Origin of the sequence: Dyadobacter fermentans DSM 18053 (assembly GCF_000023125.1) — a bacterium.
Taxonomy (GTDB): domain Bacteria; phylum Bacteroidota; class Bacteroidia; order Cytophagales; family Spirosomataceae; genus Dyadobacter; species Dyadobacter fermentans.
In genome coordinates this window covers 2,284,500-2,301,576 of sequence record NC_013037.1, presented here as the reverse complement: position 1 = coordinate 2,301,576, position 17,077 = coordinate 2,284,500, and the positions used below count along the sequence as shown (strand labels likewise).

10 protein-coding genes are annotated in these 17,077 nt (G+C 50.1%); all 10 read left to right on the top strand.

Annotated features, from left to right (window positions below; genetic code table 11):
- Positions 1-141 precede the first annotated feature (141 nt).
- The 10 genes from DFER_RS09180 (at position 142) to DFER_RS09135 (ending at position 16,954) form a co-directional block, all read left to right on the top strand.
- Positions 142-942 carry an SDR family NAD(P)-dependent oxidoreductase gene (locus DFER_RS09180; protein WP_015811352.1) on the top strand — a complete coding sequence of 267 codons (801 nt, stop codon included), beginning with the start codon at positions 142-144 and terminating at the stop codon, positions 940-942.
- Positions 932-2,158, top strand: coding sequence for an enolase C-terminal domain-like protein (locus DFER_RS09175; RefSeq protein WP_015811351.1), 1,227 nt, complete (start codon positions 932-934; stop codon positions 2,156-2,158). Before DFER_RS09180 ends, DFER_RS09175 begins: the two co-directional genes overlap by 11 nt.
- A 21-nt stretch (positions 2,159-2,179) precedes the next feature.
- Positions 2,180-3,835: a sodium:solute symporter gene (locus DFER_RS09170; protein ID WP_015811350.1), complete on the top strand. Its 1,656-nt coding sequence runs from the start codon at positions 2,180-2,182 to the stop codon at positions 3,833-3,835.
- Positions 3,836-3,950: 115 nt separating this feature from the next.
- Complete coding sequence (locus DFER_RS09165) at positions 3,951-7,031, top strand: SusC/RagA family TonB-linked outer membrane protein (protein ID WP_015811349.1); 3,081 nt, start codon at positions 3,951-3,953, stop codon at positions 7,029-7,031.
- A complete protein-coding gene (locus tag DFER_RS09160; protein WP_015811348.1) occupies positions 7,031-8,548 on the top strand; it encodes a RagB/SusD family nutrient uptake outer membrane protein in 1,518 nt (505 codons plus the stop codon). Before DFER_RS09165 ends, DFER_RS09160 begins: the two co-directional genes overlap by 1 nt.
- A gap of 86 nt (positions 8,549-8,634) precedes the next feature.
- A complete protein-coding gene (locus tag DFER_RS09155; RefSeq protein ID WP_015811347.1) occupies positions 8,635-10,980 on the top strand; it encodes a glycoside hydrolase family 95 protein in 2,346 nt (781 codons plus the stop codon).
- Between the two features lie 12 nt (positions 10,981-10,992).
- Complete coding sequence (locus DFER_RS09150; RefSeq protein ID WP_015811346.1) at positions 10,993-13,671, top strand: CBM35 domain-containing protein; 2,679 nt, start codon at positions 10,993-10,995, stop codon at positions 13,669-13,671.
- A gap of 246 nt (positions 13,672-13,917) precedes the next feature.
- Positions 13,918-14,292 carry an NAD(P)H-dependent oxidoreductase gene (locus tag DFER_RS09145; RefSeq protein WP_015811345.1) on the top strand — a complete coding sequence of 125 codons (375 nt, stop codon included), beginning with the start codon at positions 13,918-13,920 and terminating at the stop codon, positions 14,290-14,292.
- 289 nt (positions 14,293-14,581) lie between these two features.
- Positions 14,582-16,174 (top strand): BspA family leucine-rich repeat surface protein, encoded by a 1,593-nt coding sequence (locus tag DFER_RS29155; protein ID WP_222837322.1) that lies wholly within the window; start codon positions 14,582-14,584, stop codon positions 16,172-16,174.
- Positions 16,175-16,279: 105 nt separating this feature from the next.
- A complete protein-coding gene (locus tag DFER_RS09135) occupies positions 16,280-16,954 on the top strand; it encodes a DUF3575 domain-containing protein (RefSeq protein ID WP_015811343.1) in 675 nt (224 codons plus the stop codon).
- Positions 16,955-17,077 lie beyond the last annotated feature (123 nt).

Genomic DNA, 17,077 nt, shown 5'->3' with positions numbered 1-17,077 from the left:
GTTGAGTTAATCATCGTATTGTCCATTAAAATAAGTGAATATCCTATACCAATCGGATTTATGTCGTCCTACTTTTGGCTTCCGGATTGTCAGTTCCATTTACTGATATTTTTAAAACCATGATGATACTTTCTATATAAAATGCTGCTACTTGCCGACAAAGTCGTCTTTCTTACAGGCGGGACCGAGGGTATCGGGTTTGAATGCGCTAAAGTTTATCAGCAGGCAGGCGCGCGGCTGTGCATTGTGAGCAATGATCCGCGCAGCATTTCCCGCGCCAGTTTGGAGCTTGGCGAACAAACCACCGAATTTGTGCTGGCCGACGTATCCAGGTCGCGAGACGTCAAGCATGCCATTGCGCATTGCCTGACCGTTTTTGGTCAAATCGACGTCATTCATAACAATGCGGGCATTTCCAGCCCGTCCAAAGCCCTGCACGAAACTTCGGAAGAAGAATGGCGTAAACTCTTTGAGGTCAATGTTGGCGGGATCTACAACACGACTTTTCATGGCATTGACGCTCTGAAAAAAACAGGTGGAAATATTCTCAACACAGGCAGTCTGGTAGGGGAGATCGGCCAGGAAATCCACGCGGCCTACACGGCTACAAAAGGCGCGGTGAATGCATTGACCAAATCCATGGCGCTGGATTATGCACCGTTTGGGATTCGGGTAAATGCCGTCGCGCCAGCCGGGGTCATTACGCCATTACTGCGTAGTTGGAGCCGGCAACAGCCTGATCCTGAGTCGGTGGAGGACTATCTGAACCACATTCACGCGCTGGGTTATTGCCCGGAAGGCGACGTGATCGCCGATGCCTGCCTTTTTCTGATTTCAAATATGGCACGCTTCATTACCGGCTGCATTCTCCCCGTCAGCGGCGGCGCGGAACTGGGCTACAAGAAGCTTTCCAGCAAACAGAACCATTTTCATGATCTATAAAACCGAAGTCAAAGACGCCCGTTTTCCGTTGGAAGGCAACGCGGGCAGCGACGCCATTCACCGCGATCCTGTCTATTCCTACGCCGTCACGCAACTGCTCGATTCCGGCGGATTGGTCGGAACGGGCTTTGCATTTACGTTAGGCGAAGGCAATGAGCTGGTTTGTCAGGCGGCGCATTATTATGCTAAAAAGCTTGTCGGTCTGGACATTGAAGACTTAATGGCCGATTTCGGGACGTTCTATAAAAGTTTGTCCGACGATCAGCAATTCCGCTGGCTCGGCCCGCACAAAGGCGTGGTACACCTGGCGCTGGCGTCGGTAACGAATGCCTGTTACGATCTCTGGGCCAAAAAACGCGGCGTGCCGCTCTGGAAACTGCTCACGGATCTTTCCCCGGAAGCGATTGTCAATACACTTGACCTTTCCTATCTGGAAGATGAATTGACCAAAGAGCAGGCGATCAGCATATTGACGGAGCAGGAAGCTGGGAAGTCAGATCGAGAAAGTATTCTGAAAACGGGTTATCCGGGCTACGATACGTCCGTCGGCTGGTTTAACTATTCGGATGAAAAAGTGCGTGAAAATTGTCACAAGGCACTTTCGGAAGGTTTTACGGCGATGAAACTCAAAGTGGGTTCGGCTGATCCCGAACGCGATATCCGGCGTGCGCACATTGTCCGCGAGGTGGCTGGCGACAATGCGAAAGTCATGCTCGATGCCAACCAGCAATGGAACCTGCCCAATGCGATTTCAATTTGCAAGAAGCTTTCGTCCATGAACCCGTACTGGATCGAGGAGCCCACGCACCCCGACGACGTGCTGGCACACCAGACTTTGGCAAAGGAAATCGCCCCTGTGAAACTGGCGCTGGGCGAGCATGTTCCCAACAAAGTCATCTTCAAAAATTATTTGCAGGCTAATGCCGCCGCATTTATCCAGGTCGACGCCGTGCGGGTAGGCGGGGTGAGCGAGTTCCTGACGATCAGCTTGTTGTGTAAAAAATTCGGGATTCCGGTCGTGCCGCACGTGGGCGATATGGGGCAACTCCATCAGCATCTGGTTTTGTACAATCACATGGGTATGGGCCATGAAGCACTATTTTTGGAGCATATCCCGCATTTGCAGAAGCATTTTGTACACCCGGCGCGTATCAGAAATGGCGTTTACGAAACGCCGCAGGAGCCCGGCAGCAGCTGCGACCTGATCAAATTTTAGTAAGTAATAACCCGATTATCCATGATCCATACCCTCGATATTACGATCAGCGCATTGTACATTACCGCGATCTTTGTCATCGGTTTGTGGGCTGGATTAAAACATAAAAACCAGTCGAAAGGCTCTTCCAGCGAAGCAGGCGCTTATTTTCTGGCTGGAAAGACCTTGCGCTGGCCCACGATCGGACTTGCATTATTTGCGACCAATATTTCCTGCGTGCATTTGGTCAGTCTGGCGCAGAGTGGATTTGATACGGGTTTGCTGAATGGCAATTTTGAATGGATGGCCGCATTTGTGCTCATCCTGCTGGCCCTGTTTTTCGCCCCGTTTTACATCCGCTCCGGCGTTTCCACCTTGCCCGATTTCCTGGAAAAGCGCTACGACCGCGCAAGCCGCGACTGGCTGGCCGTTATTTCAGTCGTGTCGGCTGTGATTGTGCATATTTCATTTTCACTATTGGCCGGTGGGATCGTTTTGCAAACGCTTTTTGGCGTGGATATGTACACCAGCGTCATTGCCATTTCGGTAATTACCGCCATTTACACCATCGTCGGCGGATTGACTGCGGTGGTGGTGACGGAATCTATTCAAACGATCGTGCTGCTTGTTGGCGCAATCATCATCAGCATTGCAGCTTATTATAAAATGGGCGGCTGGGAGCCGATGGTGAATGTGTTGCAGCAGACCAACCAGCTCGACAAACTTTCGATGATGCGGCCGCACGGCGACGCGAGCGGAATGCCGTGGTATGCTGTCTTCCTCGGCTACCCGATTCTGGGTATCTGGTACTGGTGTGCAGATCAGACGATTGTCCAGCGTGTGCTTGGTGCCAAAGATGAAAATCACGCCCGCATCGGACCGCTTTTTTGTGGTTTTATCAAAATTCTGCCCGTTTTTATTTTCGTTTTGCCCGGACTTTTTGCCTACACTTTATCGCAAACCGGCAGACTGGATATTTCGGTATTGCAAACTGTTACCGAAGGGGAAACTGTGGTCAACAGCAAAGGCATCTACACCTTGATGATCACGCAGCTTCTGCCGAAAGGTTTGGTAGGAATATTGGTAGCGGCATTGCTTTCGGGATTAATGAGCCAGATTTCCGGCGCGTTGAATTCCATTTCAACATTAGTTAGCTATGATTTATATCAACGCAGAAAACCGGCGGCTTCGGACAAAGAGCTGATCCGTGTCGGCAAGATTTCCGCCGCCATTGCATTGGTCGTTTCGCTGGCCACATTGCCGCTTTTGAACAGTTATGAAAGCATTTTTAATGGACTAAATGATATTATCGCACACATCGCGCCGCCCATTACCTGCGTTTTTCTATTGGGAATTTTTTGGGAAAAGGCCTCCGCAGAGTCAGCGAAATATACTTTATGGATCGGCTCGGCGGTGGGGGTTATTGTATTTACAATCAATAAATTAGGCCCTGAAAGTCTCATCGGTCAGGTGCCGTTTATGGTGATGGCGTTTTACCTGTTTTGTTTTTGTGTTTTGATCCAGATTATTTTCTCCCGCATTTTTCCTGTCCGGCACACCGCTGCAAGCCGGCTTCTTTTCTGGAAATCTCCATTTGAATCTCTTCAAAATCCTGGCTGGAAAGGCGTCGGTAATTACAAAACACTGTCGGTGCTGCTCGCTTGCATTATGTGCTTTTTATTCTGGTTTTTCAGATAAAAAGATTGCTTCCAAATAATCGTATTATCCATCCTATTATCAGGTTAATCCATTTCAATGCGATTTGGCGCTATCTAATTTTACCCCATCAAATAGTATAAAATGATGAAAGAATATGGAAAAATTTACCCTAGCCAGAGGTCAGCTTGTTAAGTCGTTGCTGACATTATTATTAAGTGTTTTAACTATCCTCACAGTATTGGCTCAGAATGTAACCGTCACGGGAACAGTCACTTCCGGAGGCGACAATGCCGGTTTGCCGGGCGTTTCGATCACCGTGAAAGGCACCAATTCAGGCACAGTAACAGATTTAAACGGAAAGTACAGCGTGCAGGTAAATGCTGAAAATGCCTCGCTCGTATTTTCATTTATCGGTTATGAAGCGGTGGAAGAAGTTGTTGGCGGTCGCAGCGTGATCGACGTGGTGATGAAAGAAGATTTGAAGCAGCTCGGCGAAGTAGTCGTAGTCGGTTATGGAACGCAGAAAAAAGTGAACCTTACCGGCGCCGTGGCGACCGTGAGCGGCGACGAGATGATCAAACGACCCGTGACCAATTCCACCGCGATGTTGCAGGGAACCATGCCCGGTGTGCAGGTCACGCAGGGCAGGGGAGAGCCTGGTAATGAAGGCATTTCGGTGCGGATCCGCGGCACGGGCACATTCAGCGGCGCGGGTTCTGATCCGCTTGTGCTGATCGACGGGGTGCAGGGCAATATGTCCGACCTGAATCCGAATAACATTGAAAGCGTGTCGGTACTGAAAGATGCGGCTTCGGCTTCCATTTACGGTGCGCGCGCGGCAAACGGGGTGATTTTGGTTACGACCAAAAAAGGCAGTGAAGGTAAACTCAGTGTTCGTTACGACGGCAATTTCGCCATTGCGAAACCGACGAAACTGTTTGACCTGATCACCAATTCGGCTGAATACATGGAGCTTTATAATGAAGCGCGCGTGAATTCGGGCCTCACTTCGGGGCTGTATTCCCAGCAGCAGATCGACGAGTACCGCAATGCCACCGACCGCAATTTGTACCCGAACACCGACTGGCTCAGCCTGATTTTCCGCACCGCGCCCACGCACCAGCATAACCTTACTTTCGACGGCGGCCGCGGCGGAACGCACTTCAATGCCTCGATCGGCTACGTGGATCAGAAGGGGATTATGAAAGGATTTGATTTCAAGCGATACAATGCGCGGCTCAACATTGCTTCGCAGATCAACAAAAAGATCAAATTCGGGGCGAACATTGCTTTGAAATCCGGGAATACGGAATCGCCGGTTTTTGGCTCGGAAGATATGTTTTTGTCGGCGATGTCGCAGGCGCCCACCTACGGGCCCAAGCTTTCCGACGGCAGCGGGAAGTTTACTTACAAGGCGTATGATTTGGAATACAATAATAAAAACCCAATCGCGCTGCTGGAAGGGCACATTAACCGCGACAAGCTGGACTATTCGGCCAACACGCAGGGTTGGTTCGAGGTCAATCTGGCCAAAGGTCTGACCTGGTATGCCAAAGGCGCGGTGAATGCGGATTTTTATAAAACCAAATCCTTCAAACCGCCATTGCAACTGTACAATTACCGCACAAATGCATTCATGGCGACGCTCGATCTGGGCGGCGGACTGGAAGTGAAGGACGAGCAGAATGTCTACACCAATTTGTTTACGTACCTCGACTACGAGCGCACATTCGGGCAAAATCATGCATTCAAATTGCAGGCAGGTTACAGTACCGAAAAGAGCACTTTCCAATACCTTGAAGCAATCCGCAGGAATTTTCCGACTGACATTTTGCGCGAAATCGACGCCGGAAGTCCGTCCATTCAATATGCCAATGGTTCGCAGAATCAATGGGCGATCAATTCATTTTTCGGGCGTTTGAACTACAATTTCAAAGAGCGTTACCTGCTGGAAGCGAACATGCGCTACGACGGGACTTCACGGTTGGCGTCGGCGTCTCGCTGGGGTATTTTCCCTTCTTTCTCGGCAGGCTGGCGTTTGACGGAAGAAGATTTTATCAAAGACCTGAACCTCAACTGGCTGAACAGCGCCAAGTTCCGCGGCTCGTGGGGACAATTGGGAAATCAGAACATCGGGAATTATCCATACCAGGCTATTCTCAGCTTTACCGGAAACTATTCATTTGACGATTCCAATTTATCCTCCGGTGTCGCGCAGACGAATCTGTCCAACGCCAACATCAAATGGGAAACCACCACAATCGCCGATTTCGGTCTGGACCTCACCATTTTCCGCGGCCTGAACCTGACCGCCGACTGGTACCGTAAAACGACGACGGACATTCTCAGGAGCTCCCAGGTGACAGGCGTAGTAGGCCTCGGCGCGCCGACGATCAACAATGGTACCATGCAGAATACGGGCGTGGAATTGGGGCTTTCTTATAGTAACCAGGTGAAAAGCGGCTTGTTTTCAGGGCTGAGCTACACCGTGGGTGGCAATTTGGAGCACTACAAAAACAAGCTGGTGAAATTTGGTCAGCGCGAGATTGACGGCTACCGGATCCGCGAGGAAGGCCGGGAGTACAACACCTACTATATGCTGGAAATGATCGGTATTTTCCAGACTGCCGACGAAGTGGCCACTGCGCCGAAACAATACAATGACGCCACCGTGCCCGGCGATATCCGCTACCGCGACGTGAATGGCGACGGCCGCATTAACGACGACGACCGCGTGGCGATGACGGGCAATTATCCGGGAATGAACTATGCATTCAATGGCAATGTGAACTGGAAAGGATTTGATTTATCGGTTCTGTTTCAGGGGGTTAACAATGTTAAATATTTTGTCGATAACTGGGGAACGGTGCCATTTGTACAAGGCTCGCCGCCGACAACCGACTGGCGGAACCGCTGGACACCCGAGAATCCGTCGGCTACGATGCCGCGCATTTACTGGGGCTGGGGCGCGCCGGACCGCATTCGCAGATCGTCCTCGTACTTCTTGCAGGATGCTTCCTACCTGCGTTTGAAAAACCTCACATTCGGTTACACACTGCCGCAAGCGGTGGTGAACAAGCTCGGTATCGATAACCTGCGCGTGTTCTTCTCAGGCGACAACCTGATCACAGCCACGAAATACCCCGGCCTCGACCCCGAGCGCGGCGGCAGCGGCAGCTTTGTGCAATACCCTCAAAACAAGATTTTCTCATTCGGCTTAAATCTCAGATTATAATGAAAAGTCAGAAATATAAACTGTTTATGCTGCTGGCGCTGGCGTTCAGTTCATGTGACAATTCCCTGGATCTCAATCCACTCGACCAGATTTCGACTTCGACCTTCTGGAAAACGAAAAGTGATTTTGACAAAGCATTAACCGCCAATTATGCTTCCATGCAGGCCGATCCCTGGGCGGTGGAGCTGCCGGTCTGGAACTGTCTCACCGACGATGGTTTCGCGCAGCACAATTCCGGCGCGGCGAAGGAAATCACTTCGGGCAGCATCAGTCCTTCCACAGGTGGTTATGTGTCGGGTGTTTACAGTGAAAGTTACAAGGCAATTGCGCGGGTCAATATTTTTCTTGCCCAGCTTAAAGCCTATGCAAATCCTGACGTAACGGAAACTGACAGGAAGCTTTACGAGGCAGAAACGCGGTTTTTGCGCGCATTTTATTATTTCCAATTGTATCATTTGTACGGAGATGTGCCGCTGGTTTTGGAGCCGCTTACTCTGGAAACCCAAAACCAGCCGAAAGTCCCAGCCGCTGAAATCCTGGCGCAGATCAATGCCGACCTGGACTTTGCCATTGCCAACCTGAATGCAAATGCTTATCCGCAAAATGGCGGGCACGCGGCGGCTTCTTCGGCCCAGGCTTTGAAAGCGCGGGTGCTGATGTACGCGGCTTATGGTGAAAACGGCACACCCGACGCAGCGATCCTGGCGCAGGTAAAAGCATTGGCTACGGAGATTATGCTGAAGTACAGCCTGAGCCCCAATTTTGAAGATGTGTTCCGCGATGCGGGCCAGAAGAACAATCCCGAAATCATCTTTTCGACTAATTTCCTGGCCCCTAACAACACGCGGCCCTGGGATATGTACTACGGCGACTGGCTGGTAGCGAGTCCGTTACAGAATTTTGTAGATGCTTTTGAATGCACCGACGGCCTGCCTTACGGCGTTTCTCCGCTGACAGACAAAAAAGAGCCCTTCAAAAACCGCGACCCACGCCTGGCCAAAACCGTTTTCGTCGACCACCCCGATTTTGGTGGCGGCAGGGTACATATCCCGTCCAACAGCCGGCCGTCGGGTTATGGTGTTTTGAAATTCCTGGAACCTGGCAACATTCCATTCGGGTACTCCACATTGAGTCAGCAAAATGCAGTAGTGTTGCGCCTGGCGGATGTTCTATTGATGTATGCCGAAGCACAAAATGAGCTCGCCGGTCCGGATGCGACGGTTTATAGAGCGATCAACGACGTGCGTCTGCGCTCCAAAATGCCGGCATTACCAGCAGGTTTAACCAAAGCCCAAATGCGCGAAAAAATCCGCCACGAACGCCGCATCGAGCTGGCATTCGAAGGCCTGCGCTATTATGATCTGAAAAGATGGCACATTGCCGGAGAGGTCCTGAACAGTGTAAAAGACAGTTTCGTGCCTTATAAATTTGAAGATAAATTTTACAAATGGCCCATCCCGCAGCCGGAAATTGATAAAAGCGGCGGGGTGTTGAAGCAGAATGAGGATTATTTGTAAAATTTTGTCATGCTGAGCGGCCCGGTCCGCTCAGCATGACAAAATGAGACACATAACAACTTTACCGTCAAATAAAAATCAATAGAATGATCCAAAAATTCCTGCTAACAACCCTAACCATTTTTCTCAACTTAGCGGCCCTCGCCCAGCAAGCCCCCCTCCGGCTCTGGTACACCAAACCCGCCTCCCAATGGGAAGAAACCATCCCGCTGGGAAACGGCCGCCTCGGAATGATGGGTGATGGTGGCGTTACAAAGGAAACTGTGGTGCTGAATGATATTACGCTCTGGTCGGGGGCGCCGCAGGATGCGAACCGGTACGATGCGCATGAGAGCTTGCCGGAGATCAGGAGACTGATCCTGGCAGGGAAAAATGATGAGGCGCAGGCGCTGGTCAACAAGAATTTTGTGGCAAAAGGTGCAGGGTCCGGTCACGGCGACGGGGCCAATGTGCCCTTTGGCTGCTACCAGGTTTTGGGAAATCTGCATCTGGAATTCGGCTACAAAGGCGTGGATACTGCGCGCGTGCAGGTGCGGGATTACAAGCGGGAGTTGTCGCTCGACGAGGCGGTTTCGAGTGTGATTTATCAAGTAAATGGCGTGACTTACACGCGGGAGTATTTTACCAGTTTTGGTGATGATTTGGGAATAATCAAAATCACTGCCGACAAGCCGGGACAGCTCAATCTTCGGATTGCACTCGACCGACCGGAGCGTTTTCAGACGGTTATCAAAAACAACACGCTCGAAATGTCGGGCCAGTTGAACAATGGTACCGATGGAAAAGGAATGCGTTATCTGACCAAAATAAAACCACTGGTGAAAGGCGGGAAAACGAGTGTTTCGGGAAAGCAAATTGTTATTTCTGACGCTGACGAGATCATCGTTTACTTTTCCGCAGGAACGGACTTTAAAAACAAAAACTTCGAAACGGAGACGCAGAGGCTGATTGATGCCGCAGTCAAGAAATCTTACAGTGTTCAGAAAAATTTACACACAACAAACTACCAGAAACTTTTTAATCGTACCAAAATACATTTAGGCGGATCAAAAGGCGACGGTGTTCCCACGGATCAGCGGCTTTCGGCATTCCAAAAGAATCCGGAAAAGGATAATGAACTGGCGGTATTGTATTTTCAATTTGGCCGGTACCTGAGCATCAGCAGCACGCGCGTAGGGCTATTGCCGCCGAACTTGCAGGGGCTCTGGGCGAACCAGATCCGCACGCCCTGGAACGGGGATTATCACCTGGATGTGAATGTGCAAATGAACCACTGGCCGGTGGAAGTAGCGAACCTCTCGGAGCTGAATTTGCCACTGGCGGATTTGGTAAAAGGAATGGTGAAGCAGGGAGAAAAAACGGCAAAGGCTTACTACAATGCAAACGGCTGGGTGGCGCACGTGATCACGAACGTGTGGGGCTATACCGAGCCGGGAGAAGAGGCTTCGTGGGGCGCGAGCAATGCAGGTTCGGGCTGGATATGCAATAATTTGTGGGAGCACTATGCCTTTACGCACGATAAAAATTACCTGAAAGACATTTACCCCGTGCTCAAAGGTTCGGCTGAATTTTACATCAGCGCATTGATCAAAGATCCCAAAACGGGCTGGCTGGTGACGGCGCCTTCGGTTTCGCCGGAGAACTCATTTTATCTCCCCAACGGAAAAACGGCGGCGATTTGCATGGGGCCGACGATCGACAACCAGATCACCCGCGAGCTTTTTACCAATGTGATCACCGCCTGCGAAGTGCTGGGCGTGGATGCGGATTTTGCCAAATCATTACAAAACAAACTGAAAGAACTGCCGCCGCCGGGCGTGGTAGGCAGCGACGGCAGGCTGATGGAATGGTTGGAAGAATACAAGGAAACCGATCCGAAGCACCGGCACATTTCACATTTGTACGGGCTATACCCTGCACCGCTGATCACACCGGACAAAACGCCCGAACTGGCCGCGGCTTCTGCCAAAACGCTGGAAGTTCGCGGGGATGATAGTCCGGGCTGGTCGAAGGCTTACAAACTGCTTTTCTGGGCGAGGCTGCATGACGGTAACCGTGCCGGAAAACTGCTTCGTGACTTGCTCACACCTACATTGCAAACCAATATGAACTATGGTGGCGGTGGCGGCGTGTATCCCAATCTGCTCTCCGCCGGCCCGCCTTTTCAGATCGACGGCAACTTCGGCGGCGCGGCGGGCATTGCCGAAATGCTGATCCAGAGCCACGACGGTAATATCGATATTCTACCCGCCATCCCCGACGAATGGAAAGGTTCCGGTGAAGTGAAAGGTTTGAAGGCGCGGGGCAATTTTACAGTGGATTTTAAATGGGAAAACGGGAAAGTAACCGACTATAAAATCACTTCAAAGACGCCTCGGAAAGTGACGGTGAGAGTGAATGGTGAAAAAATGGAAACTACATCAACTCACTAAAAAATACTTGTTATGCATTTGATTTTTAAGAAAATAGGAAGCCTGGCTTTGCTTGCGGCACTGCTTTCATTCAATGCTTTTTCACAAAGTTTCGAAGCAGAATCCGGCACACTGGCCGGTGGTGCGGATATGCAGGATTGTGCATCCTGCTCGGGACAGAAAATGGTGGGTAACCTGGGCGGCGGTGCGGTGACCGTGCCGGTGAATGTGGCCGCAGCGGGGAATTACAGGCTGACACTTTTCTATGCCACGGGAGACCAGCGCACGATTAACATTACACCCAATGCGGGCGGTTTTGTGGCGGTAACTTGTCCGGCTTCCGGCGGCTGGTCGGAAGTGGCGAGCATTGGGGTCAACGTTTCTTTGAATGCAGGAAGTAATAGTATCAAACTGGACAATGTATACGGCTACGGCCCGAATGTAGATAGATTTACCTTAACCCCGCTGAATGCGCCTGACATTCAAACCATTGCATTTGGTACTAATAACCGCATTGATTATGACCTGAATAACGGGACTTACGATGTGTATTTTGAAAATTTAAAAACCGTCGGTGAAGCATTTGCAACAGCCAATTCGAATGCAGTTTTTAACAGTACGACCGGCTACACCAGCCGCACTTACACCTCCACACCGGTAACAGATCAATTCGGTTCGGGCACGCGGCATGTCATTACTTCCACCGGAAGCGGCCAGCTGGAAATGCAGCAGGTTTTTTACACCTATTCGAATAAAAATCATTTCTATACGGAACTGATCCTGAATGGTTCCGGTGCCAATTCCTACAAAATGACGCCGCTGACTTCCAATGCGGTGAACATCCATTCAGGCGGCGACCGCCGTGCGCTTTTCGTGCCCTTTGATAACGACAAATGGGTGCGCTACGAAGCGAAAGAAATTGGTTATGCCAACTTTACTTCGTCCGAAGCCGGGGCGATCTACGATAATACGAGCCGGAAAGGATTGCTTGTCGGCTCGGTGGAGCATGAAGTCTGGAAAACGGGCGTGAACCTGGCGGGAGAGGGGCGGACGGAAACTTCATTCATTTCTGTGATCGCAGGCTGGACCAATGAAAATGTGACACGGGACAAACGCGGTCACGGCTGGGTGAGCGTGGGACAACAAAGCTGCAAATCGCCGCGGATTATGGTAGGTTACCACAGCGACTGGCGGGCGGGGCTTGAAGAATACGGAAAAGCAAATGCCCTGGCCGAGCCCCGCTACATTTTTGAATGGACGGCCGCTACGCCGTTCGGCTGGAACAGCTGGGGCGCGATCCAGGCAAACCTGGATTTACTCAAAGCAAAATCCGTCGTCGACTTTTTCGCAAATGACGTTCCTGCTTTCAGAAATGGCGATAACACTTTGTATGTAGACCTGGATTCTTACTGGGATAATCTGGCGCCGGGGGGTATCAATGGCGATTTCAGCCAGCTCAACGAGTTCGCCAACTATTGCAAATCCAAAGGTTTGAAGCCGGGCATTTACTGGGCGCCGTTTGTGGATTGGGGAAAATCCAACCGACCAATGGAAGGCAGCACCTACAATTACGAGGATGTGTGGACGAAAGTCAATGGCGCGCCGCTCGACCTCGACGGAGCTTATGCGCTTGACCCGACGCATCCAGGCACGAAAGCCAGGATTGCATTGCTGATCGGGAAATTCAAAGCGTGTGGTTTTGAAATGATCAAAATTGATTTTCTGGCGCACGCATCCCTGGAAGCGGATAGTTTTTACGAGCCGGGCGTCCACACGGGAATGGAGGCTTACAAAATCGGAATGGAATACCTGACCGACCAGCTCGACGGTTCCATGCTGGTTTATGCAGCGATTTCGCCAAATCTGGCGACGGGCCGCTACGCCCACATGCGGCGCATTGCGTGCGATGCCTATAAAGATATGGGCGAAACGGCCTACACTTTGAACAGTACCAATTACGGCTGGTGGCAAAACCAGATTTACCAGTACATCGACGCCGATCACATTGTTTTTGGAACAGAAACTGCGGGCGAAAACCGGGCGCGGCTGGCTTCGGCCATTGTGACCGGGACGATCATCACCGGCGACGATTATGCAAGCGAAGGCGCATGGAAAGTAACTTCGCAAACCTTACTGCAAAACGCTGATCTGCTGCATCTTGCCAAAGACGGAAAAGCGTTCCGGCCGGTGGAGGGAAACACTGGCTGGGACCCCAATGCGCTTTTTGTCAAAACCATCGGGGCACAGCATTACCTGGCCGTATTTAACTATGGAAGTGAACCGCAGACTTTTAATGTAAACCTGGCGCGGGCGGGGTTAAATGCCAGCGCTTCTTACAACACGAAAGAACTTTTCTCAGGCGAAGACCCTTCGGCAAGAAAAGCAGCAACGACCGCGCAAGGCACATTGACACTGAACATTCCCGGCCAGGACGTGGCTTTGGTTCGGTTGACGGACACCAGTCTGCCGGTGACACTATTCCCAAACCCGGGAAATACGCAGCTGAATGTAAAAGTGCCCCGTAACTTTTCCGGCGAATTGTATCTGAAAATTGCAGCAGCAAATGGCACGAATGTGTTTTCCGAAAAATTTACCAAGTATTCGGAAAAGGGCTTGACAATCAGCATTGCCGAACTGGAAAAAGGCAATTACGTAATTTCCCTGGAAGACAATAAAGGAAATAGCCTGCGTGGCAAGTTTGTCAAGAATTAATGTTTCGTTGTTCGAAAACAGATTGCTGGGTATTTGTCGGATACCGCTAAATCCCACGCGCGACTGCCACCCTCGATTCCCCTGCGTAGCATGTTCCTTTACAACAGCACAACAAGTTGTATCAGGCAAAAAAGTTTGCGAGGGAAATATGAGTTGTCCAGATAGCGAAACGCGGTTTCCACTGCATCCGGGTAGGAGTTGAGTGCCTGCTACAATAGATTTAAATCTATCGACGATGCGCTCTTTATGCGTAACGAACTGATCAAAGTCCTTGAAAAAGCCGCACATGAAAAGAACCGGTTAGAAGAAATGAATGCGCTGGCATTCAGTAATGAGCTCATACGCGTGCTCAAAGCCGCAGATGTCATTGCGATAGGCGCACCAATGTACAATTGGTGTATTACCAGCTCTTTAAAGGCGTATATCGACCAGGTACTGCGAATGAATGAAACCTGGGGTTTAAACCGGGAAAACAGGCATGATCCATATATAGGCCTTCTGAAAGACAAGACCGTTTACCTGCTGTTCTCAAGGGGTGCCGATGGCTACGATCCGGGAGGATACAATGAGCATATCAATTTTGCCGGTTCGGCCGCCCAGCCGATCAGCGTCATGCTGTAATTATTGCAATCCAATCCACTGTACGTAATTGCGGGTAGCGATCGGCGTAATATTTAATATGCTCTTTTTGCAGAAATTGAGCGATGCGATATGCAAAAGCTACACATTCTTCTTGATTCAAATCATTTTTTACAACCCATTCCACAGGTTCTTTTACCGGTATTCTTCACTTCGATAAATAAAATGTATTTGAAAGGATATCCGTATGAAACATTTGTATTGCCTCATAATTGCTTTTCTCATCTGTCCCGAAATCTTCGCTCAGGAAGCGTTCATAACCCGGTGGAACTTGTCAAATCCCGGACTCTGGGACACACAGATCAGCTTCTTTGCGAATACCAGTGGACCGGTGACTTATTACTGGAAGGAGATATCGCCTGGCACAGCATCAGGTTCGGGTATATTCAACAGCAGCGGTAGTCTGGCAACAATTCGTAACCTGCCTGCCGGTTCTACCATAGACCTGAGTATCCAGCCCGAAAATTTTGATAGATTTCGCATGTCCGACGGCCCTGACAAAGAGCGTTTGATTGATGTCAGACAATGGGGAACAACGGACTGGACATCGATGCAAAGCGCATTCGAGGGCTGTGTGAACCTTCAAATCAGTGCTGCCGACATCCCCGATTTGAGCCGGGTTACAACCATGCAGTCCATGTTTGCTTTTTGTAAAGTTCTGAATGGTCCTGAAAATATCGGTTTATGGCAAACTGGTAATGTCACAAACATGATGTCGGTTTTTGACAATGCTCTGGCATTCAACCAGCCCATTGGCAGCTGGAATACTTCGATGATCACCACTATGGACTGGATGTTTTCCTACGCGCTGTCTTTCAACCAGCCATTGGGCGATTGGGATACGGGTAATGTGACAGGCATGACGGCCATGTTTCAGGCAGCCAGAGCGTTTGACCAGCCGATTGGTGACTGGAATGTGGGCGCTGTGACCAGCATGGGTAACATGTTTTTTGATGCCACCCAATTCAACCAGCCAATCGGACGATGGAATACCGCCAAGGTCACCAATATGGACAGAATGTTTAGCAGGGCTGTCAGCTTCAACCAACCGTTAAACAATTGGGACGTCAGTAAGGTCACCAGCATGAGCTCCATGTTCGGAACAGCTTCTTCATTTAATCAATCACTCGGTTCCTGGACTTTTCACCCGGCCGTTAACCTGGCCAATATGCTCAATAGCTGCGGAATGGATACAAGGAATTACGATTCGACCTTGAACGGATGGAACCAAAACCCGCTTACTCCAAATGGTCGCACCCTGCATGCGGCGGGCCTTCGGTACAGCAGCAACGCCTTGGTGTCACGGAACAATCTGATCAATAACAAAGGATGGACTATTTTACGGGATAGTCAGGCGCCACTGCCGGTCCGGCTTATCAGCTTTACGGGAATGTATCATGAAAAGGCTGTTACATTGAACTGGACAACATCCGAAGAAGAAAACAATGAGGGATTCGAAATCCAAAAAAGCGCAGATGCGGTTTCTTTTGAAAAGATTGGATTTGTCCGGGGCAGTTCAGACACTAAAACGCTGAGCACATATCAGTTTTTTGACCTGAGTCCATTTTCAACAACCTATTATCGACTAAAACAACATGACCACGACGGAACTTTCGCATATTCCCGGATCATCTCCGTCAAGAGTAAGACGGCACCCGTAAAAATCTATCCGAACCCCGCCCGGGATGTGGTGTTTTTTGAAAGCGAGCGCACACCTCAAAAAGTGGTCATCGTGAATCTGCTTGGACAAAAAGTATGGGAAGAAGATGACGTTGCCGAATCAATTGACATAAGCAGCATTAGCGATGGGCTTTACATTGTCAAAATAGGAGAGCAGGTTACACCGCTTGTGATTCGCAGGTAAGTCTTCGCCAAACTCCACTTGTTCATGATATGTAAAAGAATTTAATCTGCCCGATAGTACCGTAAAATGTAACCGTTTGTTATATTTCGTGAAACTATCACGGCCATGAAAAAATTTACATTCTCGTTATTCATCCTGCTGATGCTCAGTGCCAGTGCATCCGCACAGAAGCGAACTTACGCGCCCAATATTGATGTGCACATCATGCCCATCGCGCTTGCGTTTCCGGACCCTTCACTGCGCATCGGTACCGAATATATGACGTCTGGACGGTGGAGCTACGGAATCTCTCTTGGCGGGGGCTTAAATGTGCTTGGCCTGCACCGGGCTCCATGGAATTCGCTCAAATCGCGCAAATACAATATGGTAGAAATCCGGCCGGAGGTGAAATTTTACTGGCTGCGCCGCGAAAATGTAGGCTGGTATGCGGCTGCCGAAGGTGTCTTTTTACGTGTACACAGGACACTCGGGAAAAATGATCATTACCTGTCAGATTCGACGAAATTGAGTTTCGATGGTTCAAAGTTTAGCAAAAGCAAAGCGGGATTTGTAGTAAAGCTGGGAACAAAATTTATCGTTCCGGAAAGACTGACAATTGACCTCTATACCGGGTTTGGCCTTGCAAAGGCGAATGTGCGGTACTCCCGTATCGAAAACCCCCGGGAGGTGAGTTACGATCCGTTCTTTGAAGGTGAAAACTTTTTCCCGGGCAGAAAATGGACACCGCTGGTTTCGTTCGGAGCAAAGTTTGGCCTGCTGGTTTGGCAGAAACAGGAGTAAAGACCTGCGGACGCGACATGACGCATTCATGGATCCTCAGTTGAATCGGACAAATGCAATGCCCTGCTCGATTCGTAAGATAAAAATCCCTATTCCCGTTAGCCAAGCAGTCGCCTGAATGGT

Bases quoted from the DNA above. Each gene is read 5' to 3' on its own strand.
- DFER_RS09145 (WP_015811345.1), top strand. From the start codon at position 13,918: ATGCGTAACGAACTGATCAAAGTCCTTGAAAAAGCCGCACATGAAAAG.
- DFER_RS09170 (WP_015811350.1), top strand. From the start codon at position 2,180: ATGATCCATACCCTCGATATTACGATCAGCGCATTGTACATTACCGCG.
- DFER_RS09180 (WP_015811352.1), top strand. From the start codon at position 142: ATGCTGCTACTTGCCGACAAAGTCGTCTTTCTTACAGGCGGGACCGAG.
- DFER_RS09150 (WP_015811346.1), top strand. From the start codon at position 10,993: ATGCATTTGATTTTTAAGAAAATAGGAAGCCTGGCTTTGCTTGCGGCA.
- DFER_RS09160 (WP_015811348.1), top strand. From the start codon at position 7,031: ATGAAAAGTCAGAAATATAAACTGTTTATGCTGCTGGCGCTGGCGTTC.
- DFER_RS09155 (WP_015811347.1), top strand. From the start codon at position 8,635: ATGATCCAAAAATTCCTGCTAACAACCCTAACCATTTTTCTCAACTTA.
- DFER_RS09175 (WP_015811351.1), top strand. From the start codon at position 932: ATGATCTATAAAACCGAAGTCAAAGACGCCCGTTTTCCGTTGGAAGGC.
- DFER_RS09135 (WP_015811343.1), top strand. From the start codon at position 16,280: ATGAAAAAATTTACATTCTCGTTATTCATCCTGCTGATGCTCAGTGCC.
- DFER_RS09165 (WP_015811349.1), top strand. From the start codon at position 3,951: ATGGAAAAATTTACCCTAGCCAGAGGTCAGCTTGTTAAGTCGTTGCTG.